This is a genomic window from Dietzia sp. Die43, assembly GCF_024519835.1.
Taxonomy (GTDB): Bacteria; Actinomycetota; Actinomycetes; order Mycobacteriales; family Mycobacteriaceae; genus Dietzia; species Dietzia kunjamensis.
Window position 1 is genome coordinate 30,039 of the sequence record NZ_JALJRF010000019.1, and the last position, 18,823, is coordinate 48,861.

The 18,823-nt window shown below is 70.6% G+C and carries 16 protein-coding genes; 11 read left to right on the forward strand and 5 right to left on the reverse strand.

The window, feature by feature from the left end:
- Positions 1-46: 46 nt before the first annotated feature.
- Positions 47-1,837 (reverse strand): long-chain fatty acid--CoA ligase, encoded by a 1,791-nt coding sequence (locus NR111_RS15315; RefSeq protein ID WP_256821318.1) that lies wholly within the window; start codon positions 1,835-1,837, stop codon positions 47-49.
- A 150-nt stretch (positions 1,838-1,987) separates the two neighbouring features.
- On the opposite strand from NR111_RS15315, the gene NR111_RS15320 reads away from it, so the two are divergent.
- From NR111_RS15320 to NR111_RS15350, 7 genes are all read left to right on the forward strand, one after another.
- On the forward strand, positions 1,988-3,199 hold the full coding sequence (locus tag NR111_RS15320) for a GAF domain-containing protein (RefSeq protein ID WP_082923828.1): 1,212 nt from the start codon (positions 1,988-1,990) through the stop codon (positions 3,197-3,199).
- Between the two features lie 227 nt (positions 3,200-3,426).
- The gene (mdo, locus tag NR111_RS15325; protein WP_067714967.1) at positions 3,427-4,698 is read left to right on the forward strand and encodes an NDMA-dependent methanol dehydrogenase; all 1,272 of its coding nucleotides are present in this window, start codon (positions 3,427-3,429) and stop codon (positions 4,696-4,698) included.
- A gap of 121 nt (positions 4,699-4,819) precedes the next feature.
- Positions 4,820-5,893 carry a MoxR family ATPase gene (locus tag NR111_RS15330; protein WP_256821319.1) on the forward strand — a complete coding sequence of 358 codons (1,074 nt, stop codon included), beginning with the start codon at positions 4,820-4,822 and terminating at the stop codon, positions 5,891-5,893.
- The gene (locus NR111_RS15335; protein ID WP_067714962.1) at positions 5,890-7,422 is read left to right on the forward strand and encodes a VWA domain-containing protein; all 1,533 of its coding nucleotides are present in this window, start codon (positions 5,890-5,892) and stop codon (positions 7,420-7,422) included. The genes NR111_RS15330 and NR111_RS15335 overlap by 4 nt, the downstream gene beginning before the upstream one ends.
- A gap of 25 nt (positions 7,423-7,447) precedes the next feature.
- Entirely contained in the window at positions 7,448-8,611 is a 1,164-nt protein-coding gene (locus tag NR111_RS15340) for an iron-containing alcohol dehydrogenase (protein WP_069389263.1), read from the forward strand.
- Positions 8,608-9,975, forward strand: a complete 1,368-nt coding sequence (locus NR111_RS15345; protein ID WP_067714959.1) for an ATP-binding protein — start codon at positions 8,608-8,610, stop codon at positions 9,973-9,975. The genes NR111_RS15340 and NR111_RS15345 overlap by 4 nt, the downstream gene beginning before the upstream one ends.
- Positions 9,972-10,643, forward strand: coding sequence for a LuxR C-terminal-related transcriptional regulator (locus NR111_RS15350; protein WP_269502984.1), 672 nt, complete (start codon positions 9,972-9,974; stop codon positions 10,641-10,643). Before NR111_RS15345 ends, NR111_RS15350 begins: the two co-directional genes overlap by 4 nt.
- Before the next feature lie 60 nt (positions 10,644-10,703).
- On the opposite strand, the gene mftM is transcribed toward NR111_RS15350, so the two are convergent.
- Positions 10,704-11,537, reverse strand: coding sequence for a mycofactocin oligosaccharide methyltransferase MftM (gene mftM / locus NR111_RS15355; RefSeq protein ID WP_082923826.1), 834 nt, complete (start codon positions 11,535-11,537; stop codon positions 10,704-10,706).
- 214 nt (positions 11,538-11,751) lie between these two features.
- Between mftM and NR111_RS15360 the strand changes: the two genes are divergently transcribed.
- From NR111_RS15360 to NR111_RS15370, 3 genes are read left to right on the forward strand one after another with little or no spacing between them, the layout of a single operon-like run.
- Positions 11,752-13,275, forward strand: coding sequence for an aldehyde dehydrogenase family protein (locus NR111_RS15360; protein ID WP_067714957.1), 1,524 nt, complete (start codon positions 11,752-11,754; stop codon positions 13,273-13,275).
- On the forward strand, positions 13,275-13,757 hold the full coding sequence (locus NR111_RS15365; RefSeq protein WP_194307384.1) for a DUF779 domain-containing protein: 483 nt from the start codon (positions 13,275-13,277) through the stop codon (positions 13,755-13,757). Before NR111_RS15360 ends, NR111_RS15365 begins: the two co-directional genes overlap by 1 nt.
- Before the next feature lie 46 nt (positions 13,758-13,803).
- Complete coding sequence (locus NR111_RS15370; RefSeq protein ID WP_096906265.1) at positions 13,804-14,439, forward strand: hypothetical protein; 636 nt, start codon at positions 13,804-13,806, stop codon at positions 14,437-14,439.
- Here the strand turns inward: NR111_RS15370 and NR111_RS15375 are convergent.
- Positions 14,436-16,010 carry an FMN-binding glutamate synthase family protein gene (locus NR111_RS15375; RefSeq protein ID WP_182635364.1) on the reverse strand — a complete coding sequence of 525 codons (1,575 nt, stop codon included), beginning with the start codon at positions 16,008-16,010 and terminating at the stop codon, positions 14,436-14,438. The two genes, NR111_RS15370 and NR111_RS15375, sit on opposite strands and share 4 nt — an antisense overlap.
- Positions 16,011-16,114: 104 nt before the next feature.
- Between NR111_RS15375 and NR111_RS15380 the strand changes: the two genes are divergently transcribed.
- Positions 16,115-16,759 carry a maleylpyruvate isomerase family mycothiol-dependent enzyme gene (locus NR111_RS15380; protein WP_182635362.1) on the forward strand — a complete coding sequence of 215 codons (645 nt, stop codon included), beginning with the start codon at positions 16,115-16,117 and terminating at the stop codon, positions 16,757-16,759.
- Positions 16,760-16,784: 25 nt separating this feature from the next.
- Here NR111_RS15380 and NR111_RS15385 read toward each other — a convergent pair whose 3' ends face one another.
- Positions 16,785-17,906 carry a glycerate kinase gene (locus NR111_RS15385; RefSeq protein WP_096906263.1) on the reverse strand — a complete coding sequence of 374 codons (1,122 nt, stop codon included), beginning with the start codon at positions 17,904-17,906 and terminating at the stop codon, positions 16,785-16,787.
- Positions 17,907-18,013: 107 nt separating this feature from the next.
- A complete protein-coding gene (locus NR111_RS15390) occupies positions 18,014-18,676 on the reverse strand; it encodes a hypothetical protein (RefSeq protein WP_256821321.1) in 663 nt (220 codons plus the stop codon).
- Positions 18,677-18,823: the final 147 nt, after the last annotated feature.

An 18,823-nucleotide genomic window follows, 5' to 3' on the forward strand; every position in this document is an offset into this window, starting at 1 on the left:
AGCGCCCGGAACCCGTCCGGGCCCGGGCGCTCCCACGATCGGCGGATTAGGCGCCGGTGTACAGCGACTCGATCTCGCTGTCGAACCGGTCGTGCACGACCTTGCGCTTGAGCTTGAGGGTGGGAGTGAGTTCGCCGGACTCGACGGAGAACTCGGCCGCGAGGATCTTGAACTTGCGGATGGATTCCGCGCGGGAGACCGACTTGTTGGCCCGGTCCACCGCGTCCTGGACCGCGCCGACCAGGTCGCCGTCCTGCAGCAGGTCCGAGACCTCGCCGGTCTTGCCGTGTCTGTCCCGCCACGCCGGGAACGTCTCCGGGTCGATCGTGACGAGCGCCGCGATGTAGCTGCGGTTGTCGCCCACCACGACGGCCTGGCTGATCAGCGGGTCGGAGGTGAGCAGGTCCTCGAGCTGTGACGGCGAGACGTTCTTCCCGCCGGCGGTGACGATGAGGTCCTTCTTGCGACCCGTGATGGACAGGTAGCCGTCGGAGTCGAGCTCGCCGATGTCACCGGTGTGGTACCACTCGCCGGTCCACGCGGTCTCGCTCGCCTCCGGGTTTCGCCAGTAGCCCTTGAACAGTGTCTTGGCCTTGGCCAGGACCTCGCCGTCCTCGGCGATGCGGATTGTGACGCCCGGGATCGGCGTGCCGACGGTGCCGATCTTGGCCCGGTTGGTCGGGTTGACGGTGAGGACGCCCGAGGACTCGGTCAGGCCGTAGCCCTCGAGCAGGTCGAACCCGGCGCCGCGGAAGAAATGGCCCAGGCGGGCGCCCAGCGGCCCACCGCCCGAGATGATGCGGTCGCATTCGCCGCCCAGTGCGTCGTGCAGCTTCGAGTAGACGAGCTTCGAGTAGAGCTTCTGCTTGACCTTCAGCGCGGCCGACGGCCGGCCGCCGTTCTCGAGGGCCTTGGAGTAGTCGATGGCCGTCTGGACGGCGGCCTTGAAGATCTTGGCCTTCGCGCCACCGGCGTTCTCTGCCTTTGCCGCGGCGGAGTTGTAGACCTTCTCCAGCACGCGCGGCACCGACACCAGGAAGGTGGGGTGGATCTCGCCGAGGCGCTCGATGACCTTGGTGGTGTCCGGCTCGTGCGCCACGGCCACGCGCTTGTAGAAGCAGGCCACCTCCAGGATGCGGGCGAGGACGTGGGCCAGCGGCAGGAAGATCAGGGTGCGGCTGTTGGGTACGAACGCGTCCTGGAGCTGCTCCTCCACGGCCACCACGACGCCGCCGAACCCGCCGTGCAGGATTTCGCAGCCCTTGGGTTTGCCGGTCGTGCCGGAGGTGTAGACGATCGCGCAGGGGTCCTCGTGGCCCATCGCCAGCGAGGCCTGCTCGAGCTCCTCGTCGGAGACGGCCGCGCCGGCCTCGGTGAGCTGGGCGACGAGATCGTTCTCGATGACGAGGATGTCGCCCTGCCACTCGGTCTCCGCGGCGAGCACCCCACGCAGGTCGAGGTCCTCGACCACCGCGACGGTCGCCCCGGAGTCCGTGAGGATCCAGTTGCACTGGGCCGACGACGAGGTCTCGTAGATCGGCACCGTCACCGCGCCGACGGACCAGGCCGCCCAGGCGATCAGCGACCACTCGTAGCGGGTGTGGCTCATGATCGCGAGGCGGTCCCCCGGCTTGACGCCGCGGGCGATGAGGCCCTTGGCCACGCCCTTGACCTCCTCCAGGTACTGGGCGCAGGTGACCTCTTTCCAGTCGCTACCGACGCGGCGCAGCACTGCGACGTCGTTCGGGGCCTCCTCCGCGTTCTTGAACACCAGTCTGGCCAGGTTCGGAACGGGGAAGGGCTTCGAGGCGGGAGGGGTGGCGAACTCGGTCGTCATCGCGATCCTTAGGTCATGTGTGGCCTGTACCACTGTCAAGTGTAGAGGGTTGCTCGCCATCCGTGTTCAGCACGGTCTATTTAGATCCGTTTATGAGGGGCGCGTCAGGTTCGTGATCCTCGTTACTGTGATATGGGTTACACTAGCGTCATGTTCGGGGGTACGGGACCCGCGGCGAGCCTGCTGGTGGCCGAGTCGTGGGAGCGCAGCAGGCACCGGGGGATCGACCCCACGGTGGTCGCGCCGTCGGTCGAACTGGAGGGTCCGGACCTCTCCCGCCACGTGGCGCAGCACCGGATGGCGTCGGTCCTCCCGGTGGTCGAGTCCGTCCTCGTCCCGGGGGTGGTCTCCAGCGGGCACATCGTCGCTGTCGCGGACGAGCGGGGACGACTGCTGCGGGTGATCGGTGACCGCGGGGTCAGGTCCCGCGCGGAGTCCATGGCGTTCATCCCCGGCGCGGTCTGGACGGACGAGGCGGTCGGGGCCAACGCGCCGGGGCTCGCGCTGAGGCACGACACCGAGGTGCGGGTCCGCGGATCCGAGCACTATCTTGAGATGGCCCACGAATGGAGTTGTGCGGCGGCACCGGTCCACGACCCCGCCACGGGTGAACTGATCGGGCTCATCGACGTCACCGGCCCGAGCAGCGCCACCTCGGACCAGATGCTCGCGCTGATACGGGCGACGGTGATGCTCGCCGAGGGCGAGCTGCGCACGGCCGCCGGCCTCGTCGTCCCCCGGCGAGGCGGGGTCGACCACCCCCTCGGAGGGCGTGTGAGGCTGCGGGTGCTCGGTGCGGGGGCCGGCGTCCTCGACGGGGACGGCCCGGGAGGCGCGGGGCGTGCCCTGACCGGCAGGCATGCCGAGATCTGTGTCCTGCTCGACGCGAATCCGGAGGGGTTGACGGGAGGGGCGCTCGCGGAACTGCTCGCCGACGACAGGCTCGACGAGGTCAGCGTCCGCGCCGAGGTCTCCCGCCTCCGGCGGGTGTTCGGGCCGGATGTGGTGGCCTCGAGGCCCTACCGCCTGGCCCCGGGCGCTCTGGTCACCGACGTCCGAGAGGTCACGGACGCACTCGATTCCGGGGACGTGATGAAGGCGGTGGCCTCCTATCCGGGACCTATCCTGCCGGCCTCGGACGCTCCCGGGGTGGCCGACCTGCGGCTCGAGCTCCACTCGATGGTGCGGGCCGCGGTCCTGTCCGCTGATCGGCTCCCCGTCCTCAGGGCCTGGGTCGCCGGCGCCGGGCGGGAGGACCTCGCCGCGTGGCGGAGCCTGGCCCGGTCCCGGTACGCGGACGCCTCCACCGTCGCGGCGGCCGAGGCGCGGTGTCGCGTCCTCGATCAGCGCTTCGGGGCGTGAGGGGCGCGGGGATCGCGACGGCGACGGTGGCCTGAATGTCGGGGACGAATCGGCCCGGGCCCGTCCGTTCGGGTAGGTGCGGCGGTGCCATCCGGGTTGTCCGTGTGTGCCGGGTGGACAGAACACCGCAGTAGCTGTTCCGGACAGGGCGGCCGCCGGGCAAGAGTGATCGGTGTCACATTCACCGCCCCGCCGAAGGTGGGGGTCGCTCGAGCAGGAGGCGCACGATGGCGATCGAACTGAATCAGATCTGGGACATGCCGATCAAGGAGTTCCACCCTCTCCCCAAGGCTCTGCTGGGTGTCGGAGCACACGACATCCTCGGCGTGGAGGCCAAGAAGCTGGGGATGACCCGGGTTCTCATCATGACCACCGGACTACGCGGGTCGGGGATCATCGAGGAGCTCAAGGGCAAGATCGAGTATCAGGGGCTCGACGTCGTGGTCTTCGACAAGGTCGAGTCCAACCCGAAGGACTACAACGTCATGGACGCCGCGGCCCTCTACAACTCGGAGAAGTGCGACGGCATCATCTCGGTGGGCGGTGGCTCCAGCCACGACGCCGCCAAGGGCGCGCGCGTGGTGATCGCCCACGACGGCCGCGACATCAACGAGTTCCAGGGCTTCTCCAAGTCCACCAACTTCGAGAACCCGCCGCACATCGCGGTGTCCACCACTGCGGGGACCGGTGCGGAGACCTCGTGGGCCTACGTGATCACCGACACCTCGGACATGGACCACCCGCACAAGTGGGTCGCGTTCGACGACGCCAGCCTGGTCTCGCTGGCGATGGACGACCCGCTCCTCTACTACTCCTGCCCCCAGCACTTCACCGCCTACTGCGGCTTCGACGTCCTCGCGCACTGTTCGGAGCCGTACGTCTCGCGGCTCGACTTCGCCCCGTCGCTGGGCAATGCGTTGTACGCGACCAAACTCGTGGCGGACAACCTCACGACGGCCGTGTACGACCCCCGCAACCTCGAGGCGCGGACCGGGATGATGAACGCGCAGTACATCGCGACGCAGGCGTTCAACTCGGGCGGCCTGGGCATGATCCACTCGATGTCCCACGCGATCAGCGCCTACTACGACACGCACCACGGTCTGAACAACGCGATCGCCCTGCCCCGGGTGTGGGAGTACAACCTGCCGTCCCGCTACCAGCGCTACGCGGAACTCGCGCCGCAGATGGGCGTGGACACCCGCAACATGACGACCGTCCAGGCCGCCGACGCCGCGGTGGAGGCCGCCATCCGGTTGTCCAAGGACGTCGGTATCCCCGACAACTTCAGTCAGATCACGCCCGGGCTGTACGAGAAGAACCAGATGGACACGGGCAAGTACAAGGGCAAGGGCGACAGGATCGATACCTCGGCGGAGAACATCCGCAGGATCGCCGAACACATGATGGGGGACGCGTGCACCCCGGGTAACCCGCGTGAGTCCACGGTCGAGTCACTGATCCCGATGGTCGAACACGCGATGACCGGTTCGTACTGACCGTCTCGCGCCGGCAGGTCGCACTAACCCCACCAGGTCCTCCCCGGGGGCGGGCGAGCGGATCCGTCCCGCGCGCCCCCCGGGGGGACACCACCATCCAGAACACGGGAAGGGCCCGACCATGGACGTCATCGACGATCGCCCCGACGAGGTGGGTCCCGCGGACGCGGTGATCGACGTGGAGGTCCTGCAGGAGGCGCTCCGCGGGACGGGCTACATCATCGACCGGGAACTCGCGACGGTCGTGCACCTGGCGACGGTCCTCGACAGGCCGCTGCTGCTGGAGGGGCCGGCCGGTGTGGGCAAGACCGAGCTGGCCAAGTCGCTCGCCTCCGCGTTCGGTCGGCGGCTAGTCCGGCTGCAGTGCTACGAGGGACTCGACGACGCCCGGGCACTGTACGAGTGGGACTACGCCAAGCAGTTGCTCCACGTCCAGATGCTCCGGGATCGGATCACGGTGGAACTGCAGGTGCACGAGGATCTCGCCGCCGCCTCTGCCGCGCTGGCGGAGATGGAGGTGGGGATCCACGGTGAGGACTTCTTGGTCACTCGGCCGCTGCTCGAGGCGATCATGTCCGAGGACCCGGTGGTCCTGCTCATCGACGAGATCGACCGGACGGAGGAGTCGCTCGAGGCGATGCTGCTCGAGGTGCTCGCGGAGAAACAGGTGACGATCCCGGAGCTCGGCACCTACCGCGCACGCACCACCCCCTGGGTGATCCTCACCTCGAACGACACCCGGGAGCTGTCGAGTGCCCTCAAGCGCCGGTGCCTGCACTTCCACGTGGACTTCCCAGACGCCGCACGGGAGACGGAGATCGTCCGATCCCGCGCACCGGAGGTTCCGGAGACCGTGGCGGCCGATGTGGTGGAGAAGGCGCGGCGACTGCGCGAGATGACGCTGCGCAAGCCTCCGTCGATCTCCGAGGTGGTGGACGCGGCCCGCGCCGCGTCGGTGTGGGGAGGAGACGGTCCGGAGCTCGGCTGGGTCCTGTCCGCCGCCCTTCTGAAGTACCGGTCCGACGACGATGTCGCCCGCGGCGTGCTCGGCGGTGGGGGCGCCCCCGGAGAGGAGCCGGCAGGGAACGGGCGGGACATGAGGGCGGCCGCCGATGCGACCGGGGCGTCGACCTCCGCCGCGTTCGGGGCCGGTCGGGCCCGCAGCGGGGCCGGGCGCGGGACCGGACGGCGATGACGACCGGGACGGCGTCCCGCCTCTCGCCCTCGGATGTCCTTGACATCGCCTCCGTGGCGTTCGGCCGACTCCTCAGGGAGCGCGAGGTGGCGGTCTCCCCGGCCGAGGTGGTGGAGCTGCGGACAGTCCTCGCGATGGTCGGGACGTCCCGGCCCGAGGCCCTGCGGGCGGCGCTCCGTGCGGTGACGGTCAAGTACCAGCGGGAGAACCGGGGATTCGACGCGGTGTTCGACCGCTTCTTCCTGGGCGTGCTGACCACCCGTACCGAGGACGCCGGAGGGGCCCACGGCGGCGCCCCGCAGGTGGGCGGACTGCCCGACGAACTGGAGCTGGACACGGACGAGTCCTCGCCCTCCACCCCGTCGGACCTGGACCCGGCCGAGATCGGGGATCTGGTCGAGGGAGACGAGACGAGCCGGCGGAACGAGGACATGCACTACGACGACTCAGACTTCTCGACCGCGACCGGGGAGGAGGAGTTCGCGGTCCAGGAGGGGGCGGAGCGGTGGCAGTCCTCGGTCACCTACGAGATCGAGGTGGACCGCGCGTCATCGGACCATGTCGGCGAGATGGGGTCCTCCGCGATCTCGGTGTCCGGTGAGGAGTCGTTGGAATGGGCGGACGCGCTCGACGTCCTGCGGACCCTCGACGGCTACGACGCCCGTCAGGTGTATGCGGCGCACGGTGACGACGGCGGGGATCTGAGAGGCGAGCAGGCGGGGATGTTCGTCGACGCGGTGCTCGCGTTCCTGAAGAGCCTCCCGGAGGACGCCACCGACGGACGTGTCGACGACGACGAGGTCCGGGGTGGCCGGGAGGTGACCGACAGCGCCGACCTCGAACGCGCGTCCCACGAGGTGATGCGCCGCATCCGTGGCGCCCCCCGCCGACGATCGCGACCGTTCGCCCGCGGACTGCTCGATTCTCGCTCCACGTTGGGTCGGGCGTGGGCGACGGACGGCGAGGCGTTCACCATCATGAACCGGACCCGCGTCCCCGGTCCGCTCAAGCTGCTGATCCTGGTCGACGTGTCGCTCTCGGTCCGGCCCGTCACCGGCTTCGTCCTGCGGCTGGCCCAGAGCCTGCACCAGAAGGTCAACCGGTGTTCGGTCGTCGCCTTTGTCGACCGACCCGTCGACGTGACGGACCACCTCCTGTCGTCGTCCGGCGAGAACGCGCTGGCGACCGTCCTGTCCGCACCCGGACTGGATCTCGAGGCGAGCAGCGACTACGGCCGGATGTTCGCCGAGCTGCTCGACCGCAACGGCGACCTGATCGACGCCCGGACCTCGGTCCTCATCGTGGGTGACGGGCGGAGCAACGGGCTCGATCCGCGGGAGGACCTGGTGGGCCGCATCAGCAGGCGGGCCCACCGGATGGCGTGGATCACCCCGGAGGCCCGGAGGTACTGGAACCGGCCCACGTGCGGACTGAGCGCGTATGCGCGATACCTGGACGGGGTGGTGACCGCGCGTGACCCCGCGGAACTGTCCGAACGGGCAGGTCTGCTGGGAAGCTCGCTCGCCTGAGATGCCCCGGGCCTATCGTGAGGTCATGTCGTCGGAAGGCCGGGTGGCGAAGTTCCACGCGCCGGAGATCCTCTTCGGCTTCGGAGCCCTGCCCGAGGCCGCGACCGCCGCCATGGGACTGGGCGCACGTCGCCCCCTCGTCGTCACCGATCCGTGGCTCGAACTCACCCCGTGGCCGGGCACGGTCGTCGAGGGGCTGAGGGCACAGGGTGCCGAGCCGGTCGTGTGGTCCGACGTCCGCCCCAACCCGCGCGCGTCCCAGATCCTCGAGGGCGCGCAGACCTATCACTCCTCGGGGTGCGACGTGATCGTGGCGGTGGGCGGCGGCTCGGTGATCGACGCCGCCAAGGGGGTCGCGCTCGTCGTCTCCAACGGCGGGCACGTCCTCGAGTACGAGGGGGTCGACCGTGTCCGGCTGCCGCTGCCCCCGGTGGTGGCCGTGCCGACGACGGCGGGCAGTGGGGCCGACGTCTCGCAGTTCTGCGTGGTCAACGACTCGGACCGCCGGACCAAGGTGACCATCGTGAGTCGGTCGCTGGTGCCGGACGTGACGGTCATCGACCCGAGTACCCATGCGACCGTCCCCGAGGACGTGGGGGCGGCGACCGCGATCGACGTGCTCTCGCACGGGGTGGAGGCGTACTTCTCGCGCGCGGCGGGCCCGCTGACGGACTCCCACGCCCTGCGGTCCGTGGAGCTGTGCGCGCGGTCGCTCGACAGGCTCGCGGCCGGCGAGAGGCTCAGTCACGTGCAGCTGGAGGACATGGCGCTGGCGTCGCTCGAGGCGGGGATGGCGTTCAGCAACGCCGTGCTGGGGGCGGTCCACGCGATGAGCCACCCGGTGGGCGGGCGGTACGACTCGTCCCACGGCCAGATCAACGGGGTCCTGCTGTCCCATGTCGTCCGACACAACGGGGTGGTGATGCCTCCGGACCGCATGGCCGGCCTGGCGCGCGCGGCCGGCGTCACCGTCGGTTCCCGGGGCGGCCAGGTGACGGACCGGGTCGCGGACCGCTTCCGGGACCTCTCCGCGTCGGTCGGGATCCCGTCGGGACTCTCGCTCCTGGGAGTCCGGGGCGAGGACATCCCCACGTTGGCCGCGCACGCGCTCGACGATCTCTGCATGGCCACGAATCCGCGTCCCGTCACCCTCGAGGACGTCGAACGGCTCTATCGGGAGGCGTCATGACCGAGGGGCCCACGGACCTGGACTCACTCCTCGGCCTGCGGTCGGTCAAGAGAAGTTTCTTCGACCAGTACCGTGCGGCCGAATCGCGGCTGCGACGGTCCATGCACGCACTCGATCGCGTCTCCGGGGCGCTGGTGCGGACCGCCGAGGGGCCCGAGGAGTTGATGCTGTCCGTCCTCAGGGTCGCGTACGACCAGCTCGACGCCCAGTGGGCGCTGGTGGCCCTCCGGGACGGTCAGCTCCCGTCCGTCGAACCACGGCACGTCCTCGTGGACCCCGAGGGGCGCTTCGTGGCGTTCGAGGGGCGGGATCTCGCGCCGGTGCCGGACGGTCTGCCCAAGGGTGTGGTCAACGTCCTGCTCGCGGTGCTCCGGGGCGGCCGCTCCGCCGAGGTGGCCGAGGCCGGCGGCCCCGACGCGGTGACCGTGCCGCTGATCCTGCACGGCGGGGTGATCGGCGGGCTGGCGTCGTGGCGCCACCCCGGGAGACCGGCCGATGACATCGACACCGTGGTCCTGCGGATCCTCGCCGCGCAGGCGGCCGTGGCCCTGCACAACTCCGTCCTGTTCCGGGACAAGGAGACGCTGCTCGCGCGGGCGGAGGAGGCGTACGAGGAGGCCCGGGGGCACGTGGTGGAGCTGTCCCGGCGGAACTCCGAACTCGAGATCGCCCACCGGGAGCTCGACGCCGCGCATCGCCAGCGGATCCTCGACGTGGAACGGTCGCGGATGGCCCGGGAACTCCACGACAGCGTGTCCCAGCTCGTCCTCGGCGCGGGGATGCATCTCCAACTCGGCCTCGACGCGGTGGGACGGGCCGAGCAGCAGCGGCCGCTGCTCGAGAAGGCGGTGCATCTGACCGACCAGGCCGTCGAACAGTTGCGGTCCGTGATCTACGCCCTCCGCACGATCGACGACGGTGACGGGAGCCTGAGTCGGCTGATCGAGGATCTCTGCCGTCTCCACGTCCCGTCGAGCATGTCCACCGAGGTCAGGCTCCTCGGCAGCGAGTTCCCCACGACCCACGAGATCGAGCACGAGTTGCTCCGGATCGCCGGTGAGGCGCTCGCGAACGCCGCGAGACACTCGCGGGGGAACGGAGTGGTGGTGACTGTGGACTTCAGTGACGAGGCCGTGGGTCTGACCGTGGAGGACGACGGCGAGGGCCGGCCGGAGGACCTGCGCCACCTGCTCGAAGCGGCCCGGACCGGGTCCCCCGACGAGCGCCACGGGCTGGTCAACATGAGGGAGAGGGCGGAACTGGTGGGGGGCGTGATGAGCATCGCGGAGTCCGAGCTGGGCGGGGTGGCGATCACGGTGGTGGCGCCCCGCGTCGACGGTGCGGACCGGCGGCCGGTCCGATGACCCCGTCGGCGGCCGGCCCCATGACCCCACCGGCGACGATCCGCACCGTCCTGGTGGACGATCACGCGGTCCTCCGAGAAGGGCTGCGGCTGATGCTGCAGCGGGAACCCGATATCGAGGTGGTCGGGGAGGCGTCGACCGCGGACTCGGCGCTGGAGGTCATCACCTCGACCCGCCCGGACGTCGCGGTGATCGACCTCAAACTAGGGAGCGGCTCCGAACTCGACGGACTGCGGGTCTGTGCAGCGGTCCGGGACCTGTTCCCCGACGTCGCCCCGCTGGTGCTCACCACCTTCCTCGACAAGGCGATAGTCGTGCGTGCGGTCCGGGCCGGAGCACGTGGGTACGTGGTCAAGAACGTGGATGTCACCGAACTGGTGACCGCCGTCCGGTCGGTGTCGGCGGGGCAGAGCGCCTTCGACACCCGGACCGCGTCGATGGTGCTCGACGCTCTCAAGGGCGGGGGCTCGGCGTCCGAGGCCCTGTCGGCCCGGGAGATCGAGGTCCTGACGCTGCTGGCGGAGGGGATGTCGAACAAGGAGATCGGTCAGGCCCTGTTCATCTCGGCCACCACCGCCAAGTTCCACATCAGCAACATCCTGCGCAAACTCAAGGTCTCCCGGCGTGCCGAGGCGGTGTACGTGGCCAGTCGGCAGGGGTTGCTCTGACCGGCGACGGGCGGGGGTGGGAGGCGAGCGGGGCTGGAGTAGGGCGGGTGGCGAGAGGACTCACGTGTCCACCACGAGCCATCCCCCGTGGTGTTCGTCGACCCTCGTCCGGATACCGGCCGACCGGCCGTGTCCGACCGTCGCGATCCGGGCGGCCAGGCTCGTCAGTGTGGGGATGTCGAAGGTCCGGACATGCCCGTACTGTGCCACCGCCACCGCCTCGAAGGGGACGGCGATCACCAGACGGCGTCGCGCCAGACGGAGGGCTTCGCGGACCATGTCCCAGCCGGCGTCCTCGTCGAGGTGCTCGAGGACGTGGACGAGGTAGACGGTGTCCGCGGTGTCCGTCGCCAAGGGAGTCGTCCGCGCGTCGAGACAGACGGGGGTCGGCAGGGTGTCACCGGCCGGTGCGCAGGTCCGGAGCAGCTTGAGGACGGTGGGGTCCAGATCTGCCGCGATGGTCCCGGCCCCCTCCCGTGAGAGCCGCAGGGACAGGAACCCGAAGCAACACCCGATCTCCAGCGCCGAGTCGCCGACCAACTCCGCCACCGCCCGGTCGTGGACCGGGGAGAACGGGCAGTGGCCGTTTGTCAGTGCTGCGATCGAGGACCGGTAGTAGTCGGACCAGCACTCCTGCCAGCTCCCGTCCCGGGAGGTCACGAGCGCGGTCACGGCCCGGTGGAACTCGTCCACGGTGTGGAGGACCCCGGTGTCGAGCAGGTCTCGGGACATGGCCGGGATCACCGCCTCGCTCACCTCGTCGTGGCTGAGGTCGTGCCCGATCCGTACCCGATGGGCGTCGGCCACGACGGTGAACGCCCCGAAGCGTCGGCCCGGTCCGCCCCGGATCGCGGAAATCTCTCGGGTCGCCCCGGGTCTCGCGGTGGTCTCCATGGGGGCTGACGGTAGGGCGGTCGGGACGTCCGCGGCGAGGGGATGCGGTGGATTCCGGCAGGTCGAACGGGTGGGGGCCTGTCCGGTCGGGCAGTGCCCGCACGGAGTCGGACGGAATCGTCCGTCGTGCAACGTTGCTGCAACCCCGCCGCGGATAGTGTCCTACATCACAGCGACGACCACGGGGGTCGCGCGGAGGAGAAGGAGGGGCACGATGCCCGTTTTCGCACAGCCCGGCGCCGATGGTTCGGTGATGTCCTACGAGAGCCGCTACGAGCACTACATCGGCGGCGAGTGGGTGGCACCCGTCAAGGGCGAGTACTTCGAGAACGTCACCCCGATCACCGGTCAGGTCTTCTGCGAGGTCGGCCGCGGCACCTCCGAGGACATCGAGGCGGCCCTGGACGCCGCGTGGGCCGCCGCCCCGGCCTGGAACGCCACCTCCGCCGCCGAGCGCTCGCTGGTCCTGCTCCGGATCGCCGACCGCATGGAGGAGAACCTCGAGGCCATCGCCCTGGCCGAATCGTGGGACAACGGCAAGCCGATCCGCGAGTGTCTGGCGGCCGACATCCCGCTGGCGATCGATCACTTCCGCTACTTCGCCGGGTGTATCCGCGCGCAGGAGGGCGGGATCTCACAGATCGACGAGGACACGGTGGCGTACCACTTCCACGAGCCGCTCGGCGTGGTCGGCCAGATCATCCCGTGGAACTTCCCGGTCCTCATGGCGGTGTGGAAGCTCGCCCCGGCACTGGCCGCGGGCAACTGCGTGGTGCTCAAGCCGGCCGAGCAGACCCCGGCGTCGATCCTGTTCCTGCTGTCGGTGATCGGTGACCTCATCCCGCCCGGCGTGCTCAACGTGGTCAACGGCTTCGGCGCCGAGGCGGGCAAGCCCCTGGCCTCCAACCCGAGGATCCGCAAGGTCGCCTTCACCGGCGAGACCACCACCGGGCGGCTGATCATGCAGTACGCCTCCGAGAACCTCATCCCGGTGACCCTCGAGCTGGGCGGCAAGAGCCCCAACATCTTCTTCGCCGACGTCATGGACGCCGACGACGACTTCCGGCAGGCCGCACTCGAGGGGTTCGCGATGTTCGGCCTCAACCAGGGCGAGGTGTGCACGTGCCCCTCGCGCGCGCTGGTGCAGAAGTCGGTCTTCGACGAGTTCACCGAACTCGCGATCGAGCGCACCAACAAAATCACCCAGGGCAACCCGCTCGACACCGACACCATGCTGGGCGCGCAGGCCTCGGGCGATCAGCTGGAGAAGATCCTGTCCTACATCGACATCGGCAAGCAGGAGGGCGCGGACGTGCTCACCGGCGGCGCCCGGGCGGAGCTCGACGGTGACCTGGCGGGTGGCTACTACGTGCAGCCGACCGTCTTCCGCGGTCACAACAAGATGCGGCTGTTCCAGGAGGAGATCTTCGGGCCGGTCCTGTCCCTGAGCTCGTTCACCGACTTCGACGACGCCATGACCATCGCCAACGACACCCTCTACGGACTCGGTGCCGGTGTGTGGTCGCGCAACGGCACCACCGCCTACCGGGCCGGCCGCACCATCCAGGCCGGCCGCGTGTGGACCAACACCTACCACCAGTACCCGGCGCACGCGGCGTTCGGCGGCTACAAGCAGTCCGGCATCGGCCGCGAGAACCACCGCATGATGCTCGACCACTACCAGCAGACCAAGTGCCTGCTCGTGAGCTACTCGGGCAAGCCGCAGGGCTTCTTCTGATGGACGACGTGTGCGGGTTGCCCTCGGGCGGGAGCGTGCGCATCGCCGCGCGGGCGCTCCCCCCGGAGGGCGCGCCCGCCGACCTACCGCCGCGCCTCGTGGCGACCGAGCCGGCCGTCGAGCTCATCCGCGAGCTCGTCGGCCGGCACGGCCCGGTGATGTTCCACCAGTCCGGCGGGTGCTGCGACGGCTCGGCGCCCATGTGCTATCCCGACGGTGAGTTCCGTGTGGGGCAGCGCGACGTGTTGGTGGGGGAGCTGGACCTGGCACCCGGGGTCCGCGTGTGGATCTCGGGTTCCCAGTTCGAGACGTGGAAACACACGCAGTTGGTGCTGGACGCGATCCCGGGACGGGGCTCGGGGTTCAGCCTCGAGAACCCCACCGGCAAGCGGTTCCTGTCCAGGGCCCGCACGTTCGACACCGCCGAGCTCGCCGCACTCGAGGAGTTCCCACCGAGGCTGGGCTCGGAGCTGGAGGAGTAACCCGATCCGGCGCGGATCAGCGCAGGTTCGGCGGTAGAGTCCGACCATGGACACGGATCGCACGGCCTCCGCTGACCCGCTCGACGCCCCCGTCGGGTTCCTCACCCCCGAGCTGCGGGCTGACCTGCTGAGACGCTGGAACGAGCCGCAGCGGCGGTACCACAACGAGACGCACCTGCGGGCCGTGCTCCGGGCCGTGGACGCGCTCGAGGCGGACGGGGAGACCTTCGACGCCACGGCGGTCCGGCTGGCCGCGTGGCTGCACGCCGCGGTGTTCGACCCCGCGGGCGCGGAGAACAACGAGAAGTCGGCGGCGCTGGCCGAGGAACTGCTCGACCCGGCCGCGCCCGTCGAGGAGGTCGCGCGCCTCGTCCGCCTCATGGGCGGGCACCGGATCGAGCCCGGAGACCTCGACGGGGCCGTCCTCTCGGACGCCGATCTGGCCGTGCTGGGTGCCGACCCGGAGACCTACGATACCTACGCCGCGGACGTGCGGCACGAGTTCGCCCACGTCCCGGGCGAGAGGTTCGTCGCCGGGCGGATCGCCGCGCTCGAGGGACTGCTCGAGCGCAGGTCCGTGTTCCTCACCCGCGCGGGTCGCGACATGTGGGAGAAGCAGGCCCACGCCAACCTCAATCGCGAGCTGGGCCTGCTGCGCGCGGGGGCCGCCGGGGGCGACTAGTCCGGTTCGACGCCCGGCGGGGTGATCGCCGCGGTGTGCTCGGCGACGCCGGCGGCGACCATGATCTCGGTGACTGCCCGCGCGTCGTCCGGCCCGGGCAGCCCCCAGCCGTCGCCGTAGCCGTAGATCTCGGCGAGCGTGTGCGAGTCCCGGGTGCCGCGGGCGAGTTCGACGTCGGTGGGGCCGATCAGGCCGGGGTGGGGGACGCCGACGGCGCCGGCGACCTTGACGAGTTCGCGACGCAGCGACCGGATGTAGTTGGAGCAGCGTTCGGCCATCGCGGTGGGCTCCACCCCGCGCACCAGCCACGGGTTCTGGGTGGCGACACCGGTGGGGCAGCCGCCGGTGTGGCACTTCTGCGCCTGGATGCACCCCACTGACAGCATGGCCTCCCGCGCGACGTTGATCATGTCCACGCCCAGTGCGAGCGCTACCACGGCGTTCTCCGGGATGCCGAGCTTGCCGGCGCCGATGAACACGACGTCGTCGGTGAGTCCCGCCTCGGCGAAGACCGAGTACACGCGCGGGAAGCCGAGGCGGAAGGGCAAGGACACCGCGTCGGTGAACACGAGCGGACCGGCGCCGGTGCCGCCCTCCCCGCCGTCGATCGTGATGAAGTCGACGCCGCGGTCGCGCGGGACCATCGCCGTGGCGAGTTCCTCCCAGAAGGTCATGTCGCCGATGGCCGACTTGATGCCGACGGGCAGGCCGGTGCGGTCGGCGATGTCCTCGACGAGGTCGAGCATCGAGTCGACGTCGCTGAACGCGGTATGCCGGGAGGGGCTCGCGCAGTCCTCACCCATCGGGATCCCGCGGATCGCAGCGATCTCCTCGCTGATCTTGGCGGCGGGGAGGAGCCCGCCCAGGCCGGGTTTGGCGCCCTGGGAGAGCTTGATCTCGATCGCCCGGATCGGGTGCTTCTCGGTGAGCGCGACCAGCTTGTCGATGTCGAACCGTCCCCGGTCGTCGCGGACCCCGAAGTAGGCGGTGCCGATCTGGAAGATGAGGTCCGCGCCGTTCTGGTGGTAGGGGCTCAGGCCGCCCTCACCCGTGTTGTGGAGGGCTCCCGAGAGGGCGGCACCCCGACCCAGAGCCTCGACCGCGGGCGCGGAGAGCGAGCCGTAGCTCATCGCCGAGATGTTGACCAAAGAGTCCGGCCGGAACGCGCGGGCCCGGCCGCGGGCGGCGCCGAGCACCTTGGCGGGCGGGAGCGGGAGCTGCTGTCCGGAATGGGGGAGCGCGGACAGGGTGACGTCACTGAAGGTGCGCTGTTTGATGATCGGGTAGCCCTCGAGGAACTCGATATCGTTGTCCGTACCGAACCCGAACGTGGTCCCCCGGGACTCGGCGGACTCGTAGATCCAGTCGCGCTGATCCCGGGTGAACGGCCGTTCCTCGTCGTTGCTGGCGACGATGTACTGCCGCAGCTCGGGTCCGATGGCGGTCAGCGCCATGCGGGCGTGTCCGAGGACGGGGAACGTCCGCAGGATCGGGAACCTGGTCTGCCGCAGGTCCGTGGCCGCGACCGCGGCCAGGGCGGCCAGGGGCGCGCCGAGGAGCCATCTGCGCATGTCGACCTCCAGTCGGGGGCGGGGACGGTTCCATCATGGACCACACCGCCGGGCGGGGCCGCGTGGTTCGATGAGACCACCCCAACCGCGACGGAGGAGTTCTCATGGGCCGCACCCGTGCCGACCGGGACCGACTGTGGGCGGCGATCCACGTGGAACGCGCGGCCCTGGCCGACGAGCTGGGGGCATTGCGCGACGCGGAGTGGCGCACCGGGTCGCTGTGCACCCGGTGGAGCGTGGAGGAGGTCCTCGCCCATCTGACGGCGGTCGCCCGGACGGGCCGGGTCCGGTGGGTCCGCAGCATCGTGGGTGCGGGGTTCGACACCGACCGGCACAACCGGCGCAGGATGCGGGAGCAGCTCCGCGACAGCCCCGGCGGGACGCTGGAGAACTTCGTCGACTCGTCGTCGCTCCGCGTGTCACCCTTCGGGGACCCCGCGGCGTGGCTCGGCGAGACGATCGTGCACGCGGAGGACATCCGCCGGCCCCTCGGCCTGACCCGCGCCTACCCCGTCGATCCCCTGACCGGGGTCGCGCGGTTCTATGCGTCGCAGGACTTCGCGGTGAACAGTGCGAGGCTCGTGAAGGGACTGCGCCTACGGGCGACCGACGGGCCGTTCGAGGCCGGCGCAGGTCCGGAGGTAGAGGGGCCGACGCTGGCGCTGGTGATGGCCATGGCGGGCCGGCCGGTGTTCCTCGACGAGCTGTCCGGCGGGGGAGTGGACGAACTGCGCCGGCGTATCGGCTGACCGCACCGCTGGTGACAACGCCGCCTCAGGGCAGGATGCGGGAGACGACCTCGGCGGCGACCTCCTCGAGCAGCGGGCCCGCGTTGGCGATGGAACGGGCCAGGTCGGGTTCCCGTTCGGTGAGTGCGGCCGCCGCCGCGAACCCGGCCTCGGCGACCCGGTCGGCCCCCAGATCCAGGCGGCCACACACCGCGACCACCGGGACGGCGTGGGACCGGCACAGGGCCGCCACTCCCATCGGGGTCTTGCCGTGCATGGTCTGGTCGTCGAGTCGGCCCTCGCCCGTGATCACCAGGTCGGCGGCGGACAGGACGTCCTCGAGACCGGTGAGGGTGCCGAGCACCTCGAACCCCGGGTCGAGGGAGGCGCCGAGCAGCTCACGGGCGATGAAGCCGACCCCGCCGGCCGCGCCGGAGCCGGGCGCATCCGGGTCGACGTCGAGTCCCTGCGCTCGCAGGACCCGCACCAGGCGGGTCAGGCCGGCCTCGAGCTCGTCGAGTTGGTCCGGGATCGCGCCCTTCTGCGGGCCGTAGACGCGGGCCGCGCCCAGCGGACCGAGCAGCGGGTTGTCCACGTCGCAGGCGACGAGGATGCGGGCGGCGCGGACGGCCGGGTCGAGGCCGTCGAGGTCGATCCGGTCGAGGTTGACCAGCGCGCCGCCGCCGTCGGGCAGCTCCGTGCCGGAGGAGTCCAGGAAACGCGCACCGAGAGCGGCGAGCATCCCGGCGCCGCCGTCGGTGGACGCGCTGCCGCCGATGCCCAGGTGGATGTTGCCGCGGCCGGATCGCAGCGCGGCCAGCATCACCTCGCCGACCCCGCGGCTGGACGCCTCCAGGGGGCGGGCCTCGCCGCCGGGCAGTCGCAGCAGGCCGCAGGCGTCCGCCATCTCCACGAACGCGGTGTCGGGGTCGATGGCGGCGAACGAGGTCTCGACCGGCTCGCCGGTGGGCCCCGATGCCGTGACGGGCACGGTCCGGGCGCCGCCGGCGACCATCACCTCGAGACTGCCGCCCCCACCGTCGGCGACCGGGCGTTCCAGCACATCGGTGTCGGGGTGCGCCCGACGGGCGCCCTCGGCCGCGTGGTGGCACGCCTCGACAGCGGTGAGGGAGCCCTTGAAGGCCCCGCAGGCCACGACGATCGTCACACCTGCATCATCCCCCATGAGTGTCGGCGGACACACGACGGCCCGGGATCGTGAGGGGGAGGGTCACGATCCCGGGCCGGGAAGGCGCGTCGTGGACGCGGGGGTTATCAGCCCAGCGAGCCGAAGTTCAGTCCGGCGTCGGCCTCGACCTCGGCGCCGGCGGTGGCGCCGGTGGTGTCGGTGGCGTCGTCCTCGGCGCCCGAGCTCAGGCCGGCGAGCGAGCCGCTCAGCGACCCGGTCTCGGCTGCGGTCTCGTCGGCTGCGGTCTCGTCGGCGGGGACCTCGTCGGTGGTCTCGTCGCTGCTGCCCAGCGAGCCGAGGTCCAGCGAGCCGCTGTCGGCGGCGGCGTCGGTCGCATCCTCGTCGGCGGAACCGGTGGCCGACCCGGTCGCGGTCTCGGTCTCGTCCTCGGCGGAACCGGAGTTGCCGTCGATCAGCGCGCTGCCGGTGTTCGGCGAGACGCCGAGGCTACCCAGCTCGACGGAGCCCGGGTTGGGGGTCTCGGCATCGAGGTTGAGGTTGAACGCCAGGCTGCCCAAGTCGAGGTTGAGGTCGGTGCCCAGGGCGCCCTCGAGGCTGCCGTCCTCGCCCGTGATGTCGGCGAGGCTGCCGTCCTCGCCCGTGATGTCGGCGAGGCTGGCGGTGGGGTCAGTGGGGGCCTCCGCGGCGGCCAGGCCCGGGAACGCGATGGCGGCACCGAGTCCGAACGCGCCGACGGCGGCGATCTTCGCGGTGGTGCGGTTGGTGGTCTTCCGGTGAGTGTTCGTCATAGAGCACGTCTCCGATCTACATCGACCCCGATGTCTCTCATCGCGGGCACCCCGGTCGGAAGCGAGGTGCGTCAGCGACCCTACAAGCGGTCTGGGAGAGCGCAAGGGGTCCGAATCGTGAGGGCGCGTTGATGTAACACTCCGGTC